Raw genomic sequence first — 22,818 nt, forward strand, 5'->3', positions numbered from 1 at the left:
ACCGGGTCCGGTGTGGGCTGGGCGCTCAGTGTCCCGAATGGTGTGCGGGTGCGGGTGGCGCCGCCTCCTGTCCGGGGTCGACGACCACGAACTGGCCCATCATTCCCAGGTCTTCGTGCCAGAGCAGATGGCAGTGGAACATGTACGGCGTGCTCGGATCGGCCGGGCCGTCGAAGCGCAGCGCGAGGGTTGCCGAGCCGCCCGGCGGCAGGAAGATCGTGTCCTTGGGTCCGCGCAATGCCGCGGGTGGCGCCTTGCCGCCGTACTCGGTCACCGCGAACTGCACATCGTGGACGTGGAAGTTGTGTGGCATGCCGTCCTCGTTGCGCACCACCCAGGTCTCGACCGTGCCGCGCGTGACGGTCGCGTCGATGCGATCCATCGCCATCGCCTGACCGTTGATCTTCCCGAACTCGAGCGTGAAGGTCCGCTCACGCACCGACTCCGAGGCCTCGGGCAGCCGTGCGGACACGAGTGCGGTGGGCAGCGGCGGGGACGGCCGCAGGGTGGTGGCGGCGCGCAACTCGAGAATGTCGAACCGATCGTCGCCGCCGCTGAAGCGCCGGCTCCAGAAGTCCAGTCCCATACCGGCGTTCGCGCTGCGCAGCTGCACGCGCTCACCCGCGCGCATGCGCACCACGATCTCGGCGCGCTCGCCGGGGGAGAGCTGCACGCTGTTCATCTCCGCGGGCTGTTCCAGCAGGCCGCCGTCGGTGCCGATCAGCGCGAACGCGCGATCATCGGAGAAACCGAAGTTGTACACCCGCGCGGTCGAGGCGTTGAGTAGCCGCAGCCGCACCAGCTCGTCGCCGACTTCGCGGAACGGGGCGAGTGTGCCGTTGACCATCGTGCGATCACCGAGGAAGCCGACATCGGCGAACATGCCACGGCCCGTGGCGAATCGGTCGCCGGAGAACTTCACGTCCTGCACGATCAGGGGCAGGTCGTTCACGCCGTAGTCGTGCGGCAGCGGCAGTGCCGACGAGGCGTCGTCGTCGATCAGGAACATGCCCGCCAGGCCCTTGCGGACATGGGATTCGGTGGCCCCGTGCGGATGTGGGTGATACCAGAGCGTCGCCGCGGCCTGATCGACCTTCCACTCCGGCGTCCACGTGCCGCCGGAGTCGACCATCTGATGCGGACCGCCGTCCATCGACGCGGGCAGGTGCATGCCGTGCCAGTGCACCGTCGAGGCCTCCTCGAGCTGATTGCGCACCCGCACCCGGACCTGCTCACCGCGCCGCGCCCGCAGGGTGGGGCCGAGATAGTCACCGTTGAACCCCCAGGTTCGGACTAGCCGCCCCGGCTCGAATTCCTTTTTCCCCGAGCGCATGTCGAGCTGGAACACCCGCGTTCCGTCCGCCTCCACGGTGGCGTCCGCCAGCGGCGGAATGCTCAGCTCCTGATCGAAATCCATTGTGCCGACCGTTGATACGTCCGCACTCGTATATATCCACGTCACGCCGCCTCCGACGACGAGCGCGAGCACCGTCGCGATCCCGGTGAGGATCAACAGAATTCGCCGCATCCGCGACCGTCGAACTTCCGCCATGCCGCTGACAGTAGAAGTCCGGCGCCGGGTCCCAGTATCGGGATTCGTCCCCATCTTTCACCCGGCTCACCCCGACCTGCCCCTGGTGAAGGGGTGTTTCGGGCCGGGGGTTCCGCTACTCCCCGGGCCTGCTCCGATGCGATGATGCCGGAGCGGGAATCGCCACTGTGCGAGCCCGGTCCACGATGGCCAGGGGTTCGGTCGAGACCGGCGTTCGGGCCCGCGGGAACGCCCCGGTACGTGAGTCCACCAGCCTCGAACCCAGCGGGCAATTCCTCGGGCCCGATTCTTCGATGCGTCCGCACCCGAAGCACGGGGCAAACCGGCGCTGACACCGCTCCCGAGCCCGCGCCGGTGCGATATCGTCGCCGCGCTGGTGACGGAACTCTGACAAATCGCGCGAGGGTGCTCGATCGGTCCCATTTCGTCGGCCGGTGCGACGACAATCGCCCCTGTCACCGACGTTCCCCTCGACTGTTCAGGACGGTTCACATGCGCGTACTGCTGACCGGCGCGGCCGGATTCATCGGCTCACATGTCGGGCGCGCTCTGCGCGATGCCGGGCACGAGGTGGTCGGGATCGACCTCATGCTGGCCGCCGCGCACGGGCCCGGCGCGGTGACGCCCGGGGACGTGCGGCGGGTGGATGTGCGCGATCCGGACGCGCTGGATCGTGAGTTGCGCGGGATCGACGCCGTGTGTCATCAGGCCGCCGTCGTGGGGGCCGGGGTGAGCGCGCAGGATGCGCCCGCGTACGCCAGCCACAATGATCTGGGTACCGCGGTGCTGCTGGCTGCCATGGATCGCGCGGCGTGCCGGCATCTGGTGCTGGCCTCGTCGATGGTGGTGTACGGCGAAGGGCGCTATGTGGATTCGGCGGGTGCGCCGGTGGTGCCCGGCGCTCGCCGTCTCACGGATCTGGACCAGGGGCGGTTCGATCACCTCGCACCCGACGGGGAGCCGCTGCGCTGGGCCGCGATCGACGAAGACGCCCCGCTGCGGCCCCGGAGTCTGTACGCCGCAAGCAAACTCGCGCAGGAGCACTACGCCTCGGCGTGGGCGACGGTCACCGGGTCGACCGTCACCGCGCTGCGCTACCACAATGTCTACGGGCCCGATATGCCGAGGGACACACCGTATTCCGGGGTGGCGGCCATCTTCCGCTCCGCGCTCGAGGCGGGCGACTCTCCTCGCGTCTTCGAGGACGGTCGTCAAGCCCGCGACTTCATCCACGTCCGCGATATCGCCGCCGCCAACCTCGCCGCGCTCGAGCATCCGGTGGACACCTTCGTCCCCCTGAACGTCGCCTCCGGTCACCCGATCACCATCGCCGAGGTGGCGGCCGTGCTCGCGGACGCGCACGGCGGCAAACCCCCGGTGGTGACCGGAGACTACCGCCCCGGCGACGTCCGGCATATCGTCGCGGGCCCCGAACGAGCCCGCGCCACACTGGGTTTCACCGCCGCCATCGCACCCGCCGAGGGCTTGCGCGAGTTCGCCACCGCCCCGCTGCGGGCAACCGTCGCCGCGGGGGCCCCGACCTGGCGCTGAGATCTGCGGTTCCGCGACGACAGCGCCGGGATCGATGCTCGGCCCGAAGGAGACGCGGCCTGTCCGGGAAGTGATGTGCCGGTCCGGTTGTCGCAGCACCGCAGCGCCGTCTCCAGCAGTGCCTCGAGGTGAAATCCACCGGACTCCGACGACGTCGCCGAGCACCGCCGACGCGACCGGCACCGTGCCCAAGCGCACGGTGCCCGCGCGCCGGGTGGGCTCGTGCGGCCCGGGACGCCCGGGCGCGGTTCGCCCGAGAGCCGCACTCCGCCTGTCGATCCGCGGGCCGCACCCGCGGCTAGGGGTGTCGGCCGAGGGGCGCCGCGGTGTCCGAATTCAGGAGGGGGAGGCGGATTTCGAATTGGGCGCCGTGGTCGCTGTTGCGGGCGGTGATGTCGCCGTCGTGGGCGGCGACCAGTCCGGCGGCGATGGCAAGGCCCATGCCGCTGCTGCTGCCGAGTTCGGCGGCGCCGGGGGAGCGGGCAGAGGTGCCGCGATAGGCGACCTCGAAGATGCGGGGCAGATCGGCCTCGGCGATGCCCGGGCCGGTGTCGTCGACTCGGGTCCAGGCCTGGTCGTCGTCCGTACCGGCGGAAATGTCGATGCGCCCGCCGGGCGGAGTGTGGGCGATGGCATTGGCGACCAGATTGGTCAGGACGCGGCCGAGGGCGCGGTCGCTGCCGGAGACGACGATGCGATCCTCGGGCTGCCGGGCGGCGAGGGTGATGTGGGCGCGCTGGGCGGTCGGCGCGTTGGCGGCGAGCACCTCGTCGATGAGTTCGCGCAGGTCGACCGGTTCCAGGGTGAGCCGCAGCGCACCGGAGTTGATCTTCGACATCTCGAACAGATCGTCCACCATGGTGGAGAGCCGATTGGTCTCGCGCACGATCTGATCCGCGTACCTGGCCACATCGGCGGGTTCGTCGACGACCCCGTCGGACAGCGCCTCGGCCATCGCGCGGATGCCGGCCAGCGGGGTGCGTAGATCGTGGCTCACCCAGGCCACCAGTTCGCGCCGCGAACGGTCGGCCGCACGCTCCTGCTCGCGCATCTCCCGCTCCCACACCGTCGCGCGGGCCTGCGCGCGGCCCAGCAGGATCGCGGCGGGCACCGTCACCGCGGTGACGACCGCGAGCACGACCACCACCCGCGCGAACGCCTCGTCGAACATCAACCCGCTCACCGTGATCACCCCGCTCAGAGTCGCCAGCGTCGGAATCAGCACCAGCACCGCCATACTCGTGGTCATGGCGCGATTGCGGGTGTAGCGCAGCAGCAGCGCGCCGACCGCGACCACCGGTAGCGATCCGATCAGGGCGTACCCGATCAGCCCGTGCATATCAGTGGGCATCGCGCGGCCTCGTGCTCGGCTCGGAGGCGTCGGTGCGGCTCGAGCCCACGCGGGCGGACTCGACTCGGCCAGAATCGGTTCGGCCGCCTTCGCGCGGGGTCGAGTCCGGCCGCTCGCCGCCGTGGGTATCGGCAGATTCGGAGTCCGGCCCCGATTCGATTCGGCCCCAGGCGTATCCGCGTCCCCAGACCGTGTCGATCCGGTGCGCGGCGCCGAGTTTGGCGCGTAATCGCTTGATGTGCACGGTGACCGTGGACAGGTCGCCGAAGTTCCAGCCCCACACCTCCGCCAGCAGCTCGTTGCGGCTGTACACGCGCTGCTGGTTCGCCAGCAGGAAGGCGAGCAGGTCGAACTCACGCGCGGTCAGCTCGACCGGGGAGCCCGCGATCTGCACCGTACGCGCGTCCGGCCGCAATTCCACCGGGCCACTGCGCAATACCGGCGCGGTGCCGGAGTCGGGCCGCACCCGGCGCAGTACCGAGGCCACCCGCAGCGCGAGTTCCTTCGGACTGAACGGCTTGGTCACGTAATCGTCCGCGCCGGACTGCAATCCGAGCACCCGATCGTCCTCGTCACCGAGCGCGGTGAGCAGGATGATCGGCAGCTCGGCGTGCGGCCCGCCGCGCACCGTGCGCACCAGGTCGATCCCGTCCGGCGGCGGCATCATCACATCCAGAATGGCCAGGTCGATCTCGTTGCGCGCCAGCACTTCCGCGCTCGCGGGACCGTCGGCGGTCTCGATCACGGTGAACCCGTCCCGCTCGAGATAGCGCCGCACCACCTCCCGCACCACGGGGTCGTCGTCCGCCACCAGAATGCGCATGGGAGTCACCAATTCGTCAGTATGAGATGGGAAACGAGCAGTGTGCCGACGGCCTGCACCGCCAGCCACAGTCGTATATCGCGCCGGGGCAGCAGGGCCGTCCCGGCCAGGATCCACACATCGAAAGGCAGCCAGATCCGTTCCGTCTCGGCCTTGCTCAACCCGCTGAGATTCGCCGCCAGCACCGCCACGACGCCCGCCACGGCGAGCAGCGCGGCCGGATCCACCGTCGCTCGCCAGGATTGCAGGGCCGCCGACAGCGTGGCGCGGGAAACGCGCAGGGGAGTGCGGGACCGCGCCGTGCCCGGATTCCGTTGGCCGACAGCCTCGTCGGTCAGATCCCGCACCCGCGTTGCCGTCGAGCTGTGCTCGGACCGCAGCGGTTCTCCGATCCGCGCATCCGCGGTCGATTCGATGGGGGACGAGGCACGGGTGCGGTCGGGTTCGCCGGGGTTTGCGTCGCCGTGCTCGGTCGCCGGGCTCGCGTTGCTCCGCACGGTGCCCGGCGTGATACCGGGTGAGTGCCCCTCGCCCGGCACGGTGCGCAACGCCCGCAACGGTTCCCGGATCCGCAGCCCGCCCACGACACGGTGCAGGGCCGCCGCCGATGCCAGGCCGACCACGCAGATCGTCGCCGCCAGGTTGCCCCACACCCAGTAGGAGAAGGGCCGCTCGCTGGCGATGCCCTGGTAATAGCGTTCCACCACGAGCTGATAGCCGTCCGGCCACCAGAATCCGGCGGCCGTGAACGCGGCCACCACCAGCAGAACGCCGACCGCCGCGGGTGCGATGGGCCGGAAGGTGCGGGCGAGCAGGACCGCCGCGGCCGGGACCGCCATCAGCACCAGACCGTAGCTCAGGTACAGCCCGTAACCGAAGGCGAGTCCGGCGGCCAGGCCCCACAGCGCCCAGTGCCTGTCCCGCCGGGTCGCGATCGCGAGAAACGCGACGGCCCAGGCGGTTACACCCGCGAAAAGAGCGTCGGCCGACACCGCGATCCAGATCGCGGCCGGGGCCAGGACCAGGAACGGCACCGCGGCGCGGGCCCTGTCCTCCGAGCCGAGGGCGCGGATCGCCACCGGCACGGCCGCGGCGGTGCTCGCTCCCACGAGCAGGCACAGCAGCGCGGCCCAGCCTCCGCCGCCGAGTCCGAGGCGATCGAGCAGGACGAAACTCAGCAGTGCGCCCGGCGGATGCCCGGACACGTGGGTCGTCCACGAATCGGGCTGGAAATCCAGGATCCGGTCCGAGAATCCGCGCAGCATGGCCGGAATGTCCCGCACCCCGCCGACCTCGTGCAGGTATTCGTCGTGGGTGGTGAGCCTGCCCGCGAAACCGCGCTGCCAGCCGTCCGCCATGGCCAGGGCGAACGCCCAGGCGGCGGCGGCCGACCAGGCGACGAGCAGCAGTCGCCGCCACGGCAGCCGCCTGGACAGGTCCGGCCCGTAGCCGATGACGGCGAGCGCGAGCACGACCGCCGCGGCCGTGCCCCAGCTCACATGAGGTAGCCAGTTGCCGAAGATCGGCGCGGCGCCGGCGTACAGGTGGTCCTGCCACTGTTTGCCCATGATTCGCGGGACTGTGAACGCGGCAGCGACGAGTAGGAGTGCGCTCACCGCGCAGTACACATCGGCGCGGCGGCGCGGGCTGGGGGGAGTCGGGGCGACGGCAGTGTTCCGCACGGCACCCACCCTAGGCCGCCCGACCGCCCGCACCAGCCGATCCGGTCATCCGCACAGGTGTTGTCATACATTCGTCACGGGTGTTCGGCGCCGAATTCGGGTCGGTCGGACCTACGGTCATAGCGTGACCGAATCGAACGAGCAGTCGGGCGTCACCGTGGTGATCCCGTGTCGCGATGAAGCAGGTGCACTTCCCGGCATCCTGTCGGCAATCCCGGTGGGTTATCGAGTGATCGTGGTGGACAACGGCTCCACCGACGACACCGCGGCCGTGGCCAGATCGGCGGGGGCGATCGTCGTCCCGGAATCGGTACCCGGCTACGGCAGCGCCGTGCATGCCGGGATCCGCGCCGCCGGGACGCCCATCGTCGCGGTGCTGGACGGGGACGGCTCGATGGATCCCCGTGAACTACCCGCCCTGGTCGCCGAACTCGCCTCCGACGTCGACATGGTCGTCGGCCGTCGGCGCCCCGTCGATGCCCGCACCTGGCCCTGGCACGCACGGCTCGGCAATATCCTCGTCGCGGCCAGACTCCGCAGCCGCTATCGCCTGCCCGTCCACGACGTCGCCGCCATGCGGGTCGCCCACCGTGAGCGCCTGCTGGCTCTCGGACCGCTGCACCCGCGCTCCGGCTATCCGCTCGCCCTGCTGGTCGCCGCCGCCGGAGCCGGTTGGCGACTGATCGAACGTGATATCACCTACCGTCCGCGAACCCACGGCGTCTCGAAGGTCTCGGGTTCACTGCGCGGAACCCTCCGCGCCGCAAAGGATTTCTGGAGCGTCCGATGACCCACCCCGACTGTCCCGGCCCCCACCGCACCTCCGTCCACCGTGAGTCCGTCGATCGCGTGAATCGCGCCGACGGGACGGCCGCCGCCCAGACCGCTTCCGGGCGAACCCCCGTCTTCAGCGATGATTTCGCCGGGTTCGCCCCCCATCCGGCGGGAATGGTGCCGGGCTGGGCCTTACCGGTAACCCTCCTGCTGATCGCGAAAGCGCCGATCGCCGGATTCGCGAAAACCCGTCTGACCCCGCCCTTTTCGCCGAGGGAAGCCGCGCAACTCGCCGCCGCCTCCCTCCTGGACACCCTGGCCGCCATGCGCGGCACATCGGTCCAGCACCGTGTTGTCGCCTGGACCGGCGACCTCGCCGATGCCGAACAGGCCGACGAGATCGCGCACGCGCTCCGCGAGTTCACCGTGATTCCCCAGCGCGGCGCGGACTTCGGCGAGCGGCTGGCCAACGCGCACGCCGACGCCGCGCGCCCCGGGCTGCCGGTGCTGCAGATCGGCATGGACACACCGCAACTGGACCCCGCCCTGCTCGCGGCCTCCGCGATCCAACTCCTCACCACCGCCGACGCCGTCCTCGGCCCGGCCACGGACGGCGGCTGGTGGGCGCTGGGCCTGCCCGATCCCCGCCCCGCCCGCCTCCTCGCGCAGGTTCCGATGTCCACCGATCACACCGGCGAGGACACCCGGAACATGCTCCGCCGCTGCGGCTTCCATCCGCACGCCCTCCCCACCCTCACCGATGTGGACACCTACGATGACGCCCGCACCGTCGCCGCCCGATGCCACGGCCGCTTCGCCGCCGCCGTGGCGCGAGCCTGCGCCGCCGACGCCGAGGTCCTGCTGTGAGTGGCCCCGTGCGGCCGAGTCCACCGGGAAAGTGCCTGCCGGGGAGGGTGACTCGCGGCTTCCGATCGAGGTCGGGCCGAGACTGGGCCCTCTCGCTGCCGAGCGATTCCGTCCGGCGCGCGCGTACCGCTGCGGCCGAGCCGAGCGTCGTGCCCGACGAGGCGCCCGCGCGACGGTCTGCCGAGACCGAATGCTCCGCACGGCAGTCGAATTCGGTGCACAGGTGATGACCGAGTTGGATGTCTACGACCGGGCGCTGGCGGGGGAGGACTGCTGGGTGCGCAACCGGAGTGGGGCGCGGCATCGGATTCGGGTGCGGCGCTGGCTCGGTGGGGCCGGCGACTCGGCGGCCGATCATCGCGCCGATCACGTGCTGACCTGCTGCTGTGACGGTCCGACGGTGGATCTCGGATGCGGTCCGGGACGGTTGGCGGCGCTACTGACCAGGCGCGGGGTGGCCGCGCTCGGGGTGGACATCTCACCGATGGCGGTCGCCATGACCCGTCGGCGAGGTGTGCCCGCACTGCGCCGCGATCTGTTCGGCCCCCTGCCCGGCACCGGGCGCTGGGCCTACGCGCTGCTCGCGGACGGCAATCTGGGAATCGGCGGCGATCCGCTCCGGATCCTGCGCCGCGCCCGCGACCTGCTGGCTCCGGACGGCGTGGCCATCGTCGAATTCGCGCGTCCCGGAACCGGGTTGATCATCGAGCGCATCCGCCTCGAGGCCCCCTCGGGGGTCGGGGAATGGTTCCCCTGGGCGCGAGTCGGCATCGAACGCGCCGAAACCCTCACCGCCGCAGCGGGCCTGCGCGTCCTGACCACCGCCACCGTCTCCGGTCGTCCCATCGCCTGGTTGGCACGGTCATGACCGACGGATCCGAGCGGGATGCGACACCCGAATCGGAAGGGAGCTCGGCGTCGTCGCCGGGTACGGATCGGGCTGCCGATACGTCCGGAGTCGGTGGCCGGGGCCGGCGGGAGCCCCACGGCTCGGAGGGCGGCCGTGAACTGCTGCTGCCCCGGGCGCTGACCCGTGAGGTGTCGAGTGCGCGGGGACCGGCGGTGGCGGCCCGAGTCGGGATGGCCCTGGGAGTCTCCATCGCGGTGTGTTTCTGTACCGGGCTGATCAGTCATTGGATCCAGCATCCGCCGACGTGGTTCTGGTGGCCCGCGCATCCGGTGTGGTTGTACCGGGTCACCCAGGGCGCGCATGTGATCTCGGGTGTGGTGGCGATTCCGCTGCTGCTGGTGAAGCTGTGGGCGGTGTATCCGCGGCTCTTCGCTCGGCCGCTGTTCGGCGGCATCGTGCGGCAGTTGGAGCGGGGATCCATTGCGGTACTGGTGGGTTCGGTGATCTTCCAGCTGGTGACCGGGCTGTTCAACACCGCGCAGAACTATCCGTGGAAGTTCTTCTTCACCAGCACGCATTACGCCATGGCGTACGTCGCGTTCGGTGCGCTCGCGGTGCACCTCGCGGTGAAGCTGCCCATCGTGCGAGAAGCGTTGTCCCATCCCGTGAATTCCCCACCGGTCGCCGCCACTGCGCGGACGCCGGAAGCGACTGCCGCAGCAGGCATTTCGCGTCGTGCCGTGCTCGGCGTCGCGGGCATCGCGGCGGTGGTCGCGGGACTCGCGGTGGCGGGCCAGACCGTGCCGTTCCTGCGCTGGGTGTCGGTGCTGGCTCCGCGTAGCGGGCACGGGCCGCAGGGGGTTCCGGTGAACCGGTCCGCCGCGGACGCGGGAGTGGCGGACAAGGCCCATGCCGCCGACTACGCCCTCGCGGTGACCGTCGGAGACCGCATGCGGAGCTTCACCCGGGCCGAACTCGCCGCCCTGCCACAGACATCCGCCGTTCTGCCGATCGCGTGCGTCGAAGGGTGGAGCGCCTCGGCGCACTGGTCCGGGGTGCGCCTGCGTGATCTGCTCGCCGCGGTCGGTGAATACTCCGGCGGTGAGGTGCGGTTCACCTCGCTGGAAGGTGGTGGGCTGTACCGCACCTCGGTGCTGCCGCGACCGCACGCGATCGCCGCCGACACGCTGGTCGCGCTGCGCCTCAACGGCGACGAGTTGAACCTGGACCACGGCTACCCGTGCCGCCTGATCGCCCCCAACCGTCCCGGCGTCCTGCAGACCAAATGGCTCTCGACCATCGAGGTGCTCGCATGACCCTGATCAGACTCGTCCTGGCCTGCGCGGGCCTCTGGCTCGCGGGATACGGCATATCCCTGCTGCTGCACCAGAATCCGGTCGATCTCCGGTCGACCGTGTTCTGGTTCGCGGGCGGGATCCTGCTGCACGACGCGGTCTTCGCGCCCCTGTGCGCGGCGATCGGTCTGGCCGGACGCCGTGTGCTGCCGAGGAACTGGTGGGCTCCTGCCGCCTGCGGCGCGGTCGCCACCGTCACCCTGGTGCTGCTCGCGGTCCCGGTCGTGGGCCGATCCCTGCCGAACAATCCGACGATCCTGGACCGCCCCTACGGAATCGGGCTCGCGCTCGCGCTCGTCACGATCTGGGCGCTGGTCGCTCTCTATACGGCCGAATCGCATCGCCGAACGCGATCGGCGTCGAAAGGTGAAGAACCATGACAGATTTCGCCGACCTGCGCGCGCTGTTCATCAACTGCACGCTCAAGCGCTCACCCGGGACCAGCAATACCCAGGGCCTGATCGACCTGAGCGCTCGCATCATGGAGAAGAACGGCGTCTCGGTCTCGCATATCCGCGCCGTCGATCACGACATCGCGACGGGCGTGTGGCCCGATATGACCGAGCACGGCTGGGAAACCGACGCCTGGCCCGCGCTGCAACGCCGAGTGATGGACGCGCACATCCTGGTGCTGGCGGGGCCGATCTGGCTGGGCGACAACAGCTCCGTCATGAAGCAGGTCATCGAACGCCTCTACGCCAATTCCAGTGTGCTCAACGACGCCGGGCAGTACGCCTACTACGGCCGCGTCGGCGGCTGCCTGATCACGGGCAACGAGGACGGCATCAAACACTGCGCCATGAACGTCCTCTACAGCCTGCAGCACATCGGCTACTGCATTCCGCCGCAGGCCGATGCGGGCTGGATCGGCGAGGCGGGTCCCGGCCCGTCCTATCTGGACGCGGGCTCCGGCGGCCCCGAGAACGATTTCACCAACCGCAACACCACCTTCATGACCTGGAACCTCATGCACCTGGCCCGCATGCTCGCCGACGCGGGCGGCTTCCCGGCGCACGGCAACCAGCGCAGCGAATGGGACGCGGGCTGTCGCTTCGACTTCGAGAATCCCGAATACCGTTGACGCGCCCGGGCAGAGCGCGCGCTCGGCGCGTCGCCGTTCTACGCTCTGCCGGGTGACCAGCAATACTGCGAATACGGCCGAGGACGCGGCCGAAGGCGGCCAGATCCGAGCCTCCACCCTGGAACTGTTCTTCGACCTCGTCTTCGTGTTCACCATGACGCAGCTGACCCACGCGTTCACCCATCACCCGGGCTGGACCGCGCTCGGTCAGATCGCGATCACCTTCGGCGTCATCTGGTGGATGTACAGCGGATACGTCTGGCTGACCAACGAGGTCGCGCCGAACAATTCGCAGCGGCGCACCTTCCTGCTCATCGGCATGTTCGGGTTCTTCCTGCTGGCGCTGGCGATCCCCGGCGCGTTCACCGGCTCCGGGCTCGTGTTCGGCCTTGCCTACGTGCTGGTCAATACGGTGCACACCGCGCTCTTCGCGTTCTCCGGCGGGCGCACGGCGGCTTCGGCGGTACTGCGACTGGCTCCCATGAACGCGCTGTCCGCGGGGCTCGTACTGGCCGGTGGACTGGTGCACGGCTGGCCGCGCTACGTGCTGTGGACATTGGTCCTGGTGATCCAGGTGGTGACGTCGTTCACGATCGACCCCGCCGGATTCGTGATCCGGGTCAGCCATTTCTGTGAACGCCACGGTCTGGTGGTCATCGTCGCGATCGGCGAATCGATCGTCGCGATCGGAGTCGGCCTGTCCGGCCGGGACATCACCGTGGGCCTGGTGGCGACCGTCGCGCTGGGCCTGACCCTCGGATATGTGCTGTGGTGGGCCTACTTCGGACTCGACGACGAACACGGCGAGCACGCCTTGGCGGCGGTGCGGCCCGAGCGCCGCCAGCGCAAGGCCGTCGCCGCGTACGGATACGCGCTGTTCGTGGTGCTGCTGGGCATCATCATGACCGCGGCCGGGATCTCGATGACCATCGCGCACGGCAACGAACCCGCCGCGGCCGCCGCCGCGCTCGCCCTGTCGGGCGGACTGGCGCTGTTCTTCCTCGGGCAGTTCGGATTCCGGCTGGTACTGGGCCTGCCGCGCCCCTGGATGCGGCTCGCCGCGGCGGCGGCGGTGCTGGCCACCGCACCCATCGGCGTGGTCTGGGTGGCGTGGGGACAGCTCGCGGTGCTGATCGTCGTCGGCTACGGCCTCGTCATCGCGGACGACCTCATGAGCGTGCGCGCTGGTGAGACCAGTGCGTATCTCGAGGCGCACCCGCACGGACTCTGAGCGAGCGCCGGGGTGCGGCGACGGCATACCGCGGCGCCGGCGCCCTTGCGGCTCAGCCCTTTTCGGGTAGCGCACACCCCTCGGGCCCGCAGGCGTCACCCTCGGCGACGATCTCGAGTTCGGGCGCGTGATCGCTCCACGCCTTGGCCAGCGCCTGCGCGAACACCTCGGACGGCTGCGCGCCGGATACCCCGTACTTGCGATCGAGGACGAAGAACGGCACGCCGTTCGCGCCGAGTCGCGTGGCCTCGCGTTCGTCCGCGCGCACCGCCTCGGCGTAGGCATCGGGGTCGGCGAGCACCGCGCGCACCTGCGTGTCGTCGAACCCGGCGCCGACCGCCACCTGAACCAGGCGCTCGGTGTCGCCGAACAACGGCGCGTCGTCGGCGAAGTTCGCGGCGTACAGCGCGTCCAGCAGGGCCTCCTGCCTGCCGAGTTCGAGCGCCCAGTGCAGCAGTCGGTGCATATCGAAGCTGCTGCCGAAGTCGCGGCCATCGGTCCGGTAGGTCAACCCCATCGCCTCGGCCTGCGCCGCGATTCCGCGCTCGTTGGCCGCGGCCTGCGCTTCGCTGATTCCGTACTTCTCCGCGATGTGCGGAACCACCGCGTCACTGTGCCCGTGCGGCAGCGTCGGATCGAGTTCGAAGGACTTGTGCACCACCTGAACCGCGTCCCGATGCGGGAACTCCGCGAGCGCCTCCTCGAAGCGCCGCTTGCCCAGATAACAGAACGGGCAGTTGATATCGGTCCAGATTTCGACCTGTACGGCCATCACACCTCACTCCACGAAGGAACGTTGTCGCAGGCCGGAGCGCCTGCTGTCGTGGATTCCAACCGATCGGCCGTGCCGAAGATTCCACAGTGACCCAGCTCACTCGGACGGGCTGTCACGTTCCGGGCGGCTCGGTTGTCCCATGACCGACCCAGTGAACGAGCCCAAGGGAGCACACCATGAACACCCACGGCACCACACACGAAATCGTCGTCCTCGGCGCGGGATACACCGGCATGCTGGCCGCCATCCGGGTGGCGCGCCGCACTCGCAGGTCGGCGGCCCGGGTCACGCTGGTGAACCCGTCGGCCCGCTTCACCGAGCGGCTGCGCATGCACCAGATCGCGGCCGGGCAGGAACTCGCGAATCACCATATTCCGGACCTGCTGCACGGTTCGGGCGTGACTTTCCACCAGGCCGCCGCCGCGGGCATCGACCCGGCCGCTCGGACGGTGACCCTCGACGACGGCGCGATCCTGCACTACGACGATCTGATCTACGCGATCGGCAGCCGCACCGACACCACGCGGGTGCCGGGCGTCGCGGACCACGCCTGGACCCTCGACGATCCCCGGCTGGCACGCCGATTCTCGGTGCGGCTGACCGAGATCGCCGCGCACGGTGGCACGGTCACCGTCTGCGGCGGCGGGCTCACCGGAATCGAAGCCGCCGCCGAAATCGCCGAATCGCATCCGGGACTGCACGTGACCCTGGTCAGCTCGACCGAGCCCGGAAAGATGATGGGGGACAGGGCCCGTGCGCATCTGAACCGCGCCTTCGACCGGTTCGGGGTGCGGCGCGTCCTCGGGCACCGGGTCGCCCAGGTGCTGCCGGATTCGGTCCGCCTGGAGAACGGCGAGATCCTCGCCTCGGACCTGACCCTGTGGACCAGCGGCGTCACGGTGTCCCCGCTCGCGGCACGGGCCGGAATCGCCACCGACGCACAGGGTCTCGTCATCACCGACGCCACCCTGCGCTCGGTGTCGCATCCGGAGATTCACGCCGTCGGTGACGCCGCCGCGATTCGCATGGCGTGGGGGCAGATTCACGGCACCTGCCAATCGGGCATGCCCACGGCCGCCTACGCCGCCGACGCCGTGGCCCGGCGAATGCGCGGAAAGCCGGTGCGGCCCTTCCGCTTCGGCTACTTCCACCAACCGGTGAGCCTGGGCCGCAAGGACGCGGTCATCCAGTTCACCAAGGCCGACGACGCCCCGGCGCGCTGGTACCTGCGCGGCCGTGCCGCCGTGTTCTACAAGGAGAGCGTCAGCGGCAGCCCGGTGCCGACGTTCACGATGAGCAAGCATCTGAGCGCACAGGTGCAGCTGTCCAAGGGCGGCCGTGCCACGCGGACGACGGCTGCTCCCGCCCCGAGATCTGCCGCTCCCGTTCGGGACGACCGTTCGGCGCTGGATGCCGGTGCTGCTCGGGTTGCCGCTGCTGCGCGGGATGCTCGTTCGGCTCGCGATGCGGCTGCACCGGCTCCCGTCGATGGCGCTCCCGCCCGCGTGACCGTATGACTCCGTCCCTGCCCGCCGGGATATCCGAGCGGTATCCCGGCTCCGCGCTCGGCCCCCGCCGACATATCCGGTAGGCATGATTCCCATGCAGGACCCGATCCGCCCCACACCCCCGCCGCGGGACATCGACCCCTTCGTCGAGCACCGCCGCCTGCTGTTCGGCACCGCGTATCAGATGCTCGGCACCGTCACCGATGCCGAGGACATCCTGCAGGACACCTGGCTCAAGTGGAACGCCGTCGACAGCGCCACGGTCGAGCACCCCAAGGCGTATCTGGTCCGCGTCGTCACCAATCTCGCGCTCAATCGCCTCACCTCCGCCCGCGCCGTCCGCGAAACGTACCTCGGCCCGTGGCTGCCCGAACCGCTGCTCACCGCACCCGACGCCGCCGAGGAGACCGAAGTGGCCGACACCGTGTCGACCGCCATGCTGGTCGTGCTGGAAACCCTGGCTCCGGTCGAACGCGCGGTCTTCGTCCTGCGCGAGGTGTTCGGTTACTCGCACGCCGAGATCGCCGGATTCCTGGATCGGCCCGAGGCCACCGTCCGCCAGATCGCGCATCGCGCCCGCTCGCACGTGCACTCGCGCCGCCCGCGTTTCGACGCCGATGCGGACGCGCGCGACGAGATCACCGCCAAGTTCATGGCCGCGTGCCAGGGCGGAGACCTCAACGCGCTGATGGAAATCCTCGCACCCGAGGTCACGCTGTGGAACGACGGCGGCGGCAAGGTCACCGCCGCGCGCCGGCCGCTGCACGGTCCGGATCACGTGGCGCGCTGGATGCTCGGGGTCATGGCGAAACCGGTGTGGGTGCGGGCGGGGATCCAGCTCGAATCCGCGGTCATCAACGGCGAACTCGGTGTGCTCGCGGTCGTCGGGGACTATCGGGGTGCCGCGTTCACCTACGACATTCGCGGCGGGCGGATCGAGAACATCCGGTTCCAGGTCAATCCCGACAAGCTGCGCGGGTTGAATCGCGGCTGACGCGCGGTTCGCGGCGGAGCGCCGTGCACCGAGCCGTGGCGGGACGATCCACCGGAAGCCCGGGTGCGTACGTCGATCGCGGATCTCGGCCGCCACTGCGGGTGTCCCCGCGTGGGACCTCGGCCGGCGGTCCGGGACAATCGATCGTCGTGAGTGCCGAAGATCTCGCCGGGGAACCGCTGGCCGCCGCGCGACGGCTGCTCGGCGCGACGCTGTGGTCGGGGCCGGTCGGCATGCGAATCGTCGAGGTCGAAGCGTACGGCGGTGACCCGGCCGGGCCCTGGCCCGATCCGGCGGCGCATTCGGGCCGGGGCCGGACTCCGCGCAACGCGGTCATGTTCGGCCCGCCGGGGGTGCTGTACGTCTACCTCAGTTACGGGATGCACACCTGTGTGAACGTCACCACCGGGCCGGACGGGATCGCGAGCGCGGTGCTCATCCGGGCCGGGGAGATCATCGCGGGGCAGGACGAGGTGCGGGCCCGTCGCCCGGCCGCCCGCACGCCGGCCGCATTCGCGCGGGGGCCGGGAAATGTCGGCAGCGCGCTGGGAATCGTCTTGGCGGACTACGGAACTCGACTGTTCGATCCGACATCGCCGATCCGCGTGGAACTCGGGCCTTCGATCACCGCTCGGGGCGCCGTCGCCGCCGGGCCACGCGTCGGGGTCAGTCTCGCGGCGGATCGGCCGTGGCGATTGTGGCTGCCGGATTCGGCTGCGGTGTCCGCGTATCGGCGCAGTCCGCGTGCGGATCGACCTGCCTGAGTCCCCACCAGGACCCCCGAGAGCGGGCTACCGTGGAGGAGAACGGTCTCCCAGGGGGTACCCATGTTCAATCGATTCTCCGAAAGCGCCCGGCGGGTTGTCGTCCTTTCCCAGGAGGAAGCGCGACTGCTCCAGCACAATTACATCGGCACCGAACACCTGCTGCTCGGACTCGTGCACGAGGGACAGGGTCTCGCGTTCCGCGTGCTCACCGATCTGGACGTCGACCTGAAGATCCTGCGCGAGAAGGTGGAACAGCTCATCGGGCACGGAACCGAGGAGCCGTCCGGGCAGATTCCCTTCACGCCGCGCGCGAAGCGCGTCCTGGAACTGTCGCTGTACGAGGCTAAAGCGTTGCACGACACCGAGATCGACACTCAGCACCTGCTGCTGGGGCTGGTCGAGGAACGGGACGGCGTCGCCGCGCAGATTCTCACCGGCCTCGGAGCGGACGCGGCGCACGTGCGTGCCCGCGTTCTGGCTCCGGACACGCCGCGCGAGCCCGATTCCGCGCCTTCGGGCGACGAATCACCTTCCGCGGCAGCCGAATCGCGAGATACTCCGGCGTCGGCGAAAACGTGGTCCGTCGCCGAAGCGGCGGCCGTCGCGGCTCGGGAATCGGCCGCCCGTGCGGGTTCCACCGTCGAACAGCGCGTCGCGGATCTGGAGCACCGGGTCGCCGAGCTGGAACAGCGGCTCGGCGAATCCGGTTCCCGGGCAGGCGATATCCACGGGTGAGCCGATCGGGGCGCGCCCGCCGCGCCCCGATCGCTACGCCCGCACCGCCTCCTCGACGGTCGAGTACACCTCGTTGAACAGCTCGAAGAGCTTCTCCGCCGAGACCTCGGTCCCGGTCCGATCGGTGTACCGCTGCACATGCCGCGCGAACTCGATCTGCTGCTCGCGCGTCATCTCCACCCCGTACTCCTGCTGCAGCAGATAGGCGATCCCGCCCTTGCCGGACTGCGAGTTGACCCGGATCACCGCATCGTAGGTCCGACCCACATCCGCCGGATCGATCGGCAGATACGGTACCTCCCAGGCGATGTCGCGCTCGTCGACGTCCAGCCGCGCGGCCCGATCCCGATGCTCGGCGAATCCCTTCTTGATGGCGTCCTGATGCGTTCCCGAGAATGCGGTGTAGACCAGGTCGCCCGCGTACGGATGCCGCTCGTGCACCGCGATCCCGGTGCAGTACTCCACCGTTCGCCGCACCTCGTCGATATCGGAGAAGTCGATCATCGGATCCACGCCCTGCGCATGCAGATTCAAGGCCAGCGTGGCCAGGTCCACATTGCCGGTGCGCTCGCCGTTGCCGAATACACAACCCTCCACGCGCTGCGCGCCCGCCAGCACCGCCAGTTCCGCACAGGCGACCCCGGTCCCGCGGTCGTTGTGCGGATGCACCGACAGGATCACGCTCTCGCGCCGCGCCAGATTCCGGTGCATGTACTCGATCTGGTCCGCGTAGACGTTCGGCGTCGCGATCTCCACCGTGGCGGGCAGATTCAGGGTGACCGGGCGTTGCGGGACCGCATCCCACAGCGTGGTCATCCGGTCGCACAGGTCGAGCACGAAATCCGGCTCGGTCAGCATGAAGACCTCGGGGGAGAACTGGAATCGCACGTTGGCCATGTCCCCGGCCAGTTCCAGGATGTCGCGCCCGCCGCCGGTGATCATCTCGGCGACCCGCTCGCGGGACGCGCCGAGCACGACATCCCGCCAGGTCGGCGCGGTCGCGGTGTACATGTGGATCACCACGGGATTGGTCAGGCCGCGGATGGAGTCGACCGTCCGCTCGATCAGATCGCGACGCGCGGGGGTGAACACCACGATGCTGACATCCTCGGGAGCGAGCCCCTCCGATCCGATCAGGCGCACGAAATCGAAATCGGCCTGCGAGGCGCTGGGGTACCCGACCTCGATTTCCTTGTAGCCCATGGTGACGAGCAGTTCGAAGAAGCGACGCTTGCGCTGCGGGTCCATCGGTTCGGCCAGAGCCTGATTGCCGTCGCGCAGATCGACCGGCACCCACAGCGGGGCCTGGGTGATTCGGTTGGCGGGCCATGCACGCTCGGTCAGTGGCACCGAAACTCGCTGGTACACATCGCGATACCGATGCGAGGGCATGGGCGAGGACTGCTGGCGGTTCCAGGGCAGGGAAGTAGACATGGTTGCTGTGCTCTTTCGCGTCGAAGGAACGACCGGCGCAGCCCAGCAACCCGCGGACAGGGTGCCGGTCGGTCAGACCCTGTCGCGGCGGCGAAGGAGAAGCAGTGCACCCGATGTCATGTGGCTTAGACTAGAGGGAAACAACTCCTCAGACAAGTAGAGAGGCTGAGAATTCATGGCCCAGGTCCAGAGGCATCCGCTCGCCGCACAGGCCGCCGAGGTGCTGCTCACCCGCATCCGCTCGGGGGAGTGGGAACTGGGGCATCGCCTGCCCGGGGAGACCACGCTCGCCGTTCAACTCGGCGTCGGCCGCTCGACCCTGCGCGAGGCCATTCGCGAGCTGGCCGGGCGCGGTGTGCTCGAAAGCCGCCAGGGTGCGGGCGTTTTCGTCACCGCGCTCGATGTCGCGGAGGATTGGGACACGGTGCTGCGCCGCGCCGACGTCGTCACCGTCATCGAGGCCCGGATCGCGATCGAGGCCGAAGGCGCGGCGCTGGCCGCTCGCCGGCGCACCCCCGCCGATCTGCGCGCCATGCTTCGCGGTCTCGCCGCCCGGGCCGAGGCGGGCGATTCGATCGAGGCCCTGGTCGATGCCGACACGGCCTTTCACCGCACGGTGGTCGCCGCCGGGCACAACGACATCCTGCTCGAGATGTTCAATGCGTTCGTTCCGCGCTCGCGCCGGGCCATGATCGACATGCTGAGCCTGCGTCCGATGCACGATCCGCGCGCCGACCACGACGCGCACGAAGTCCTCTACGACGCGATCCGGGCCCGCAGGCCGGAGGACGCGGCCACCGCCAGCCGCGTGCACCTCACCTCCCTCAAGGCCGCGTTCGAGTCCTAGCCGTACCCCGGCCCGTTCGAGCCCTGCCGCTGGCGAGCCCTGGCCGTTCGAGCCTTCTCGCGTGTGAGTCCGTGGGTTCGCGCGTGATCTGCGCTGGTCACAGGCTCGAGCTCGGCCTGGAAAAAATTCTTTCGGAACCGCGATGAGTTTCCGTGATCGGCCCCGTCATATCCGGCAAGCGAGTTCGACAACGAACAGACAAGCCCCGGAAGGACATTCGACATGACTGCCATCGCCTCCACCACCCAGACCTCCTCCTCCGCCACCACCGCCCGTCCCGGCAAGGCCCGCAACCGCGTTCTGTGGACCCTGCAGATCCTGTTCGGCGTCTTCTTCATCGTCGCCTCGGGCCTGCCGAAGCTGATCGGCCAGTCCGACGCCGTGGAAGCCTTCCGCGAGATCGGCTGGGGCGAGTGGTTCCGCTACTTCACCGGCGTCGTCGAGGTCTCCGGCGGAATCGGCCTGCTGGTTCCCCGCCTGAGCGGCCCGGCCGCCGCCGGTCTCTCGATCACCACCGTCCTGGCCGCCGCCACGCAGGCCTTCCTCCTGGGGAACCCGACCCTCGCGCCCTTCCCCCTGATCCTGGCCGTCATGTTCGCCTGGATCGCCTACGAGCGCCGCGAGTCCTTCAGCACCTTCACCAACCTGGTGAACCGCTGAACCTCCCCGCTCGACCGCAGATCCGCTGCCGCAGGAACCGGCAGCGGATTTCGCGCGTCCGCTAGGGGCCGTGGAACTCGCCACCGCCGCCGCCGAACTCATCGGCGGCGGCGTTCTGCTGTCCGGACCACGTCGGGCCCATCGAAAATCGAGTGACAATCGCCTGGCCGCGGAGGATGGTCGGCCAGGACGGTGACCTCCCGAGGCCGCGGGATGCCACCGTCGCCACGCCGATCGTCGCTGGAGGTGACCTGTGCGTCGGGAGTGGATCGAAGTGCGGAAAGATGGGGAGACGTGAGCGGCGACATCATCGACGAACTGACCTGGCGCGGATTGATCGCGCAGTCCACCGACCTGGACGCACTGCGTGCGGAACTGGGGAAGGGGCCGATCACCCTCTATGCCGGGTTCGATCCGACCGCGGCGAGCCTGCACGCCGGGCATCTCGTTCCCCTGTTGGCGTTGAAGCGGTTCCAGCGAGCGGGGCATCGGCCGGTCGTGCTCGCGGGTGGCGCCACCGGGCTCATCGGCGATCCCCGCGATGTGGGGGAGCGCAGCATGAACTCCACGGACACGGTGGCCGAGTGGGCCGGGCGGATCCGGTCGCAGCTCGAGCGGTTCGTCGATCTGGACGAGTCGCCGACGGGCGCGATCATCGCGAACAATATGGATTGGACCGGGCCGCTGAGCACGGTGTCCTTCCTGCGCGATATCGGCAAGCACTTCTCGGTGAATGTCATGCTGGCGCGCGACACCGTCAAACGGCGGCTCGAGAGCGACGGCATGTCCTACACCGAATTCAGCTACATGCTGTTGCAGGCCAACGACTTTCTGCAGTTGCGCCGCACTCACGCGTGCGTGCTGCAGGTGGGTGGCTCGGATCAGTGGGGCAACATCATCGCGGGCGTGGAGCTCAATCGCCGGGTCGACGGCGAGCACGTGCACGCGCTGACCGTGCCCCTGGTGACCTCCGCCGACGGCAAGAAGTTCGGCAAGTCCACCGGCGGCGGCAGCCTCTGGCTGGATCCGGAGATGACCAGCCCGTACGCCTGGTACCAGTACTTCGTGAACACGGCCGACGCCGACGTCGTGCGCTACCTGCGCTGGTTCACCTTCCTGTCCCGCGAGGAACTCGACGAACTCGAGCAGGCCACCATCGAGCGGCCGCACGCCCGAGAGGCGCAGCGCCGGCTGGCCGCGGAGATGACCACGCTGGTGCACGGCGAGGAGAACACCGCATCCGTGCAGCTGGCCAGTCAGGCCCTGTTCGGTCGCGGCGAGCTGCGTGATCTCAACGAGTCGACCCTCGCGGCCGCGCTCACCGAGGCCGCGGTCGACGGCAAGGTCGCCGAGGCGAACGCCGAGACGACCATCGTCGATCTGCTCGTGGCCTCCGGGCTGAGTGATTCGCGGGGTGCGGCTCGTCGCGCTGTCAACGAGGGCGGCGCGGCCGTGAACAACGAGAAGATCTCCGATCTGGAGTGGACTCCGTCCGATTCGGATTACCTGCACGGCAGTTGGCTGGTGTTGCGGCGCGGCAAGAAGAACTTCGCCGGCGCACAGCGCGTACGAAACTGACCGTTCGGAACTGATCACCCGCAAAAGTCGGTACCGGTAGGTCCGGATTTCATGCCGGAAGAATCCTGCGATGACCTGGGTCACAAATATGTGGCCCGGGTCGGAAATCGCCCCGGTCACGACCCTCTGACCAGCGCAGACGGAACGGTCACCAGCGGATTTGACCTAGCGTTATCCGCCGCGTAACTTGGTCCAGGTCAGAGCGACACGGACACCGACTCGGAGCCGAAAGCCCAGCTCACAGGCTGGAAATCAAGACCGAGAGACGAGGTTGGACGATGAGCGCCTGGCGGATGAACACCAGTCAGAGAAACTAATTCTTGACTCTCCGGAGTCGGATGTGTAGGCTGGAAAAGTTGCCTCGTTGGACATCTGATCAACTCAGACCGACGACGTGTGCGCC

19 protein-coding genes and 2 pseudogenes are annotated in these 22,818 nt (G+C 69.4%); 15 read left to right on the plus strand and 6 right to left on the minus strand.

The features are described 5' to 3' along the window. Positions 1-25: 25 nt before the first annotated feature. Positions 26-1,552, minus strand: a complete 1,527-nt coding sequence (locus tag NJ1_RS22655; RefSeq protein ID WP_067697627.1) for a multicopper oxidase family protein — start codon at positions 1,550-1,552, stop codon at positions 26-28. Between the two features lie 492 nt (positions 1,553-2,044). Between NJ1_RS22655 and NJ1_RS22660 the strand changes: the two genes are divergently transcribed. Continuing rightward, positions 2,045-3,103: an NAD-dependent epimerase/dehydratase family protein gene (locus NJ1_RS22660; protein WP_067697630.1), complete on the plus strand. Its 1,059-nt coding sequence runs from the start codon at positions 2,045-2,047 to the stop codon at positions 3,101-3,103. Between the two features lie 298 nt (positions 3,104-3,401). Here the strand turns inward: NJ1_RS22660 and NJ1_RS22665 are convergent, their stop codons facing one another. The 3 genes and pseudogenes from NJ1_RS22665 to NJ1_RS22675 all read right to left on the minus strand — a co-directional run bounded on the left by NJ1_RS22665 (position 3,402) and on the right by NJ1_RS22675 (position 6,959). Then, positions 3,402-4,454 carry a sensor histidine kinase gene (locus tag NJ1_RS22665; RefSeq protein WP_067697631.1) on the minus strand — a complete coding sequence of 351 codons (1,053 nt, stop codon included), beginning with the start codon at positions 4,452-4,454 and terminating at the stop codon, positions 3,402-3,404. Between the two features lie 166 nt (positions 4,455-4,620). Next, positions 4,621-5,277, minus strand: a pseudogene (locus NJ1_RS22670) (response regulator transcription factor); the annotation flags it as partial. Between the two features lie 5 nt (positions 5,278-5,282). Further along, positions 5,283-6,959 (minus strand): glycosyltransferase family protein, encoded by a 1,677-nt coding sequence (locus NJ1_RS22675; protein WP_067697734.1) that lies wholly within the window; start codon positions 6,957-6,959, stop codon positions 5,283-5,285. A 124-nt stretch (positions 6,960-7,083) separates the two neighbouring features. On the opposite strand from NJ1_RS22675, the gene NJ1_RS22680 reads away from it, so the two are divergent. From NJ1_RS22680 to NJ1_RS22710, 7 genes are all read left to right on the plus strand, one after another. Then, positions 7,084-7,749, plus strand: a complete 666-nt coding sequence (locus NJ1_RS22680) for a glycosyltransferase family 2 protein (RefSeq protein WP_067697633.1) — start codon at positions 7,084-7,086, stop codon at positions 7,747-7,749. A 158-nt stretch (positions 7,750-7,907) separates the two neighbouring features. Beyond that, positions 7,908-8,600 (plus strand): TIGR04282 family arsenosugar biosynthesis glycosyltransferase, encoded by a 693-nt coding sequence (locus NJ1_RS22685; protein WP_067697735.1) that lies wholly within the window; start codon positions 7,908-7,910, stop codon positions 8,598-8,600. A gap of 226 nt (positions 8,601-8,826) precedes the next feature. Continuing rightward, on the plus strand, positions 8,827-9,468 hold the full coding sequence (locus NJ1_RS22690; RefSeq protein WP_067697736.1) for a methyltransferase domain-containing protein: 642 nt from the start codon (positions 8,827-8,829) through the stop codon (positions 9,466-9,468). Between the two features lie 212 nt (positions 9,469-9,680). Then, positions 9,681-10,766, plus strand: coding sequence for a molybdopterin-dependent oxidoreductase (locus NJ1_RS22695; RefSeq protein ID WP_084478633.1), 1,086 nt, complete (start codon positions 9,681-9,683; stop codon positions 10,764-10,766). Beyond that, a complete protein-coding gene (locus tag NJ1_RS22700) occupies positions 10,763-11,185 on the plus strand; it encodes a hypothetical protein (protein ID WP_157574158.1) in 423 nt (140 codons plus the stop codon). Before NJ1_RS22695 ends, NJ1_RS22700 begins: the two co-directional genes overlap by 4 nt. After that, positions 11,182-11,886, plus strand: coding sequence for a flavodoxin family protein (locus tag NJ1_RS22705; RefSeq protein ID WP_067697637.1), 705 nt, complete (start codon positions 11,182-11,184; stop codon positions 11,884-11,886). Before NJ1_RS22700 ends, NJ1_RS22705 begins: the two co-directional genes overlap by 4 nt. Before the next feature lie 52 nt (positions 11,887-11,938). Next, positions 11,939-13,117, plus strand: coding sequence for a low temperature requirement protein A (locus NJ1_RS22710; RefSeq protein WP_067697639.1), 1,179 nt, complete (start codon positions 11,939-11,941; stop codon positions 13,115-13,117). A 52-nt stretch (positions 13,118-13,169) separates the two neighbouring features. Here the strand turns inward: NJ1_RS22710 and NJ1_RS22715 are convergent, their stop codons facing one another. Beyond that, positions 13,170-13,889, minus strand: a complete 720-nt coding sequence (locus NJ1_RS22715) for a DsbA family oxidoreductase (protein WP_067697640.1) — start codon at positions 13,887-13,889, stop codon at positions 13,170-13,172. A 179-nt stretch (positions 13,890-14,068) separates the two neighbouring features. Here NJ1_RS22715 and NJ1_RS22720 point away from each other — a divergent pair, with 179 nt between their 5' ends. The 4 genes from NJ1_RS22720 to NJ1_RS41190 all read left to right on the plus strand — a co-directional run bounded on the left by NJ1_RS22720 (position 14,069) and on the right by NJ1_RS41190 (position 17,896). Further along, positions 14,069-15,409 carry an NAD(P)/FAD-dependent oxidoreductase gene (locus NJ1_RS22720; protein WP_084478625.1) on the plus strand — a complete coding sequence of 447 codons (1,341 nt, stop codon included), beginning with the start codon at positions 14,069-14,071 and terminating at the stop codon, positions 15,407-15,409. A gap of 76 nt (positions 15,410-15,485) precedes the next feature. Then, positions 15,486-16,394, plus strand: a complete 909-nt coding sequence (locus NJ1_RS22725) for an RNA polymerase sigma-70 factor (protein WP_245717528.1) — start codon at positions 15,486-15,488, stop codon at positions 16,392-16,394. A 149-nt stretch (positions 16,395-16,543) separates the two neighbouring features. Then, entirely contained in the window at positions 16,544-17,158 is a 615-nt protein-coding gene (locus NJ1_RS22730; protein ID WP_067697740.1) for a DNA-3-methyladenine glycosylase, read from the plus strand. 63 nt (positions 17,159-17,221) lie between these two features. Continuing rightward, positions 17,222-17,896: a Clp protease N-terminal domain-containing protein gene (locus tag NJ1_RS41190; protein ID WP_067697642.1), complete on the plus strand. Its 675-nt coding sequence runs from the start codon at positions 17,222-17,224 to the stop codon at positions 17,894-17,896. Positions 17,897-17,959: 63 nt separating this feature from the next. On the opposite strand, the pseudogene NJ1_RS22740 reads toward NJ1_RS41190, so the two are convergent. Beyond that, positions 17,960-19,288, minus strand: a pseudogene (locus tag NJ1_RS22740) (2-isopropylmalate synthase); the annotation flags it as partial. A gap of 217 nt (positions 19,289-19,505) precedes the next feature. Here NJ1_RS22740 and NJ1_RS22745 point away from each other — a divergent pair. The 3 genes from NJ1_RS22745 to tyrS all read left to right on the plus strand — a co-directional run bounded on the left by NJ1_RS22745 (position 19,506) and on the right by tyrS (position 22,415). After that, positions 19,506-20,177: a FadR/GntR family transcriptional regulator gene (locus NJ1_RS22745; RefSeq protein ID WP_067697646.1), complete on the plus strand. Its 672-nt coding sequence runs from the start codon at positions 19,506-19,508 to the stop codon at positions 20,175-20,177. Positions 20,178-20,399: 222 nt separating this feature from the next. Beyond that, positions 20,400-20,837, plus strand: a complete 438-nt coding sequence (locus tag NJ1_RS22750; RefSeq protein ID WP_067697647.1) for a DoxX family protein — start codon at positions 20,400-20,402, stop codon at positions 20,835-20,837. Between the two features lie 294 nt (positions 20,838-21,131). Continuing rightward, positions 21,132-22,415: a tyrosine--tRNA ligase gene (gene tyrS / locus NJ1_RS22755; protein ID WP_067697649.1), complete on the plus strand. Its 1,284-nt coding sequence runs from the start codon at positions 21,132-21,134 to the stop codon at positions 22,413-22,415. Positions 22,416-22,818 lie beyond the last annotated feature (403 nt).

Origin of the sequence: Nocardia jejuensis NBRC 103114, from assembly GCF_001613145.1 — a bacterium.
In the GTDB taxonomy this organism is placed as follows: domain Bacteria; phylum Actinomycetota; class Actinomycetes; order Mycobacteriales; family Mycobacteriaceae; genus Nocardia; species Nocardia jejuensis.

Coding starts and splice junctions, on each gene's coding strand:
- NJ1_RS22750 (WP_067697647.1), top strand. CDS start 20,400: ATGACTGCCATCGCCTCCACCACCCAGACCTCCTCCTCCGCCACCACC.
- NJ1_RS22690 (WP_067697736.1), top strand. CDS start 8,827: ATGACCGAGTTGGATGTCTACGACCGGGCGCTGGCGGGGGAGGACTGC.
- NJ1_RS22745 (WP_067697646.1), top strand. CDS start 19,506: ATGGCCCAGGTCCAGAGGCATCCGCTCGCCGCACAGGCCGCCGAGGTG.
- NJ1_RS22725 (WP_245717528.1), top strand. CDS start 15,486: ATGATTCCCATGCAGGACCCGATCCGCCCCACACCCCCGCCGCGGGAC.
- NJ1_RS22700 (WP_157574158.1), top strand. CDS start 10,763: ATGACCCTGATCAGACTCGTCCTGGCCTGCGCGGGCCTCTGGCTCGCG.
- NJ1_RS22695 (WP_084478633.1), top strand. CDS start 9,681: ATGGCCCTGGGAGTCTCCATCGCGGTGTGTTTCTGTACCGGGCTGATC.
- NJ1_RS22665 (WP_067697631.1), bottom strand. CDS start 4,454: ATGCCCACTGATATGCACGGGCTGATCGGGTACGCCCTGATCGGATCG.
- NJ1_RS22715 (WP_067697640.1), bottom strand. CDS start 13,889: ATGGCCGTACAGGTCGAAATCTGGACCGATATCAACTGCCCGTTCTGT.
- NJ1_RS22720 (WP_084478625.1), top strand. CDS start 14,069: ATGAACACCCACGGCACCACACACGAAATCGTCGTCCTCGGCGCGGGA.
- NJ1_RS22660 (WP_067697630.1), top strand. CDS start 2,045: ATGCGCGTACTGCTGACCGGCGCGGCCGGATTCATCGGCTCACATGTC.
- NJ1_RS22655 (WP_067697627.1), bottom strand. CDS start 1,552: ATGGCGGAAGTTCGACGGTCGCGGATGCGGCGAATTCTGTTGATCCTC.
- NJ1_RS22705 (WP_067697637.1), top strand. CDS start 11,182: ATGACAGATTTCGCCGACCTGCGCGCGCTGTTCATCAACTGCACGCTC.
- NJ1_RS41190 (WP_067697642.1), top strand. CDS start 17,222: ATGTTCAATCGATTCTCCGAAAGCGCCCGGCGGGTTGTCGTCCTTTCC.
- NJ1_RS22685 (WP_067697735.1), top strand. CDS start 7,908: ATGGTGCCGGGCTGGGCCTTACCGGTAACCCTCCTGCTGATCGCGAAA.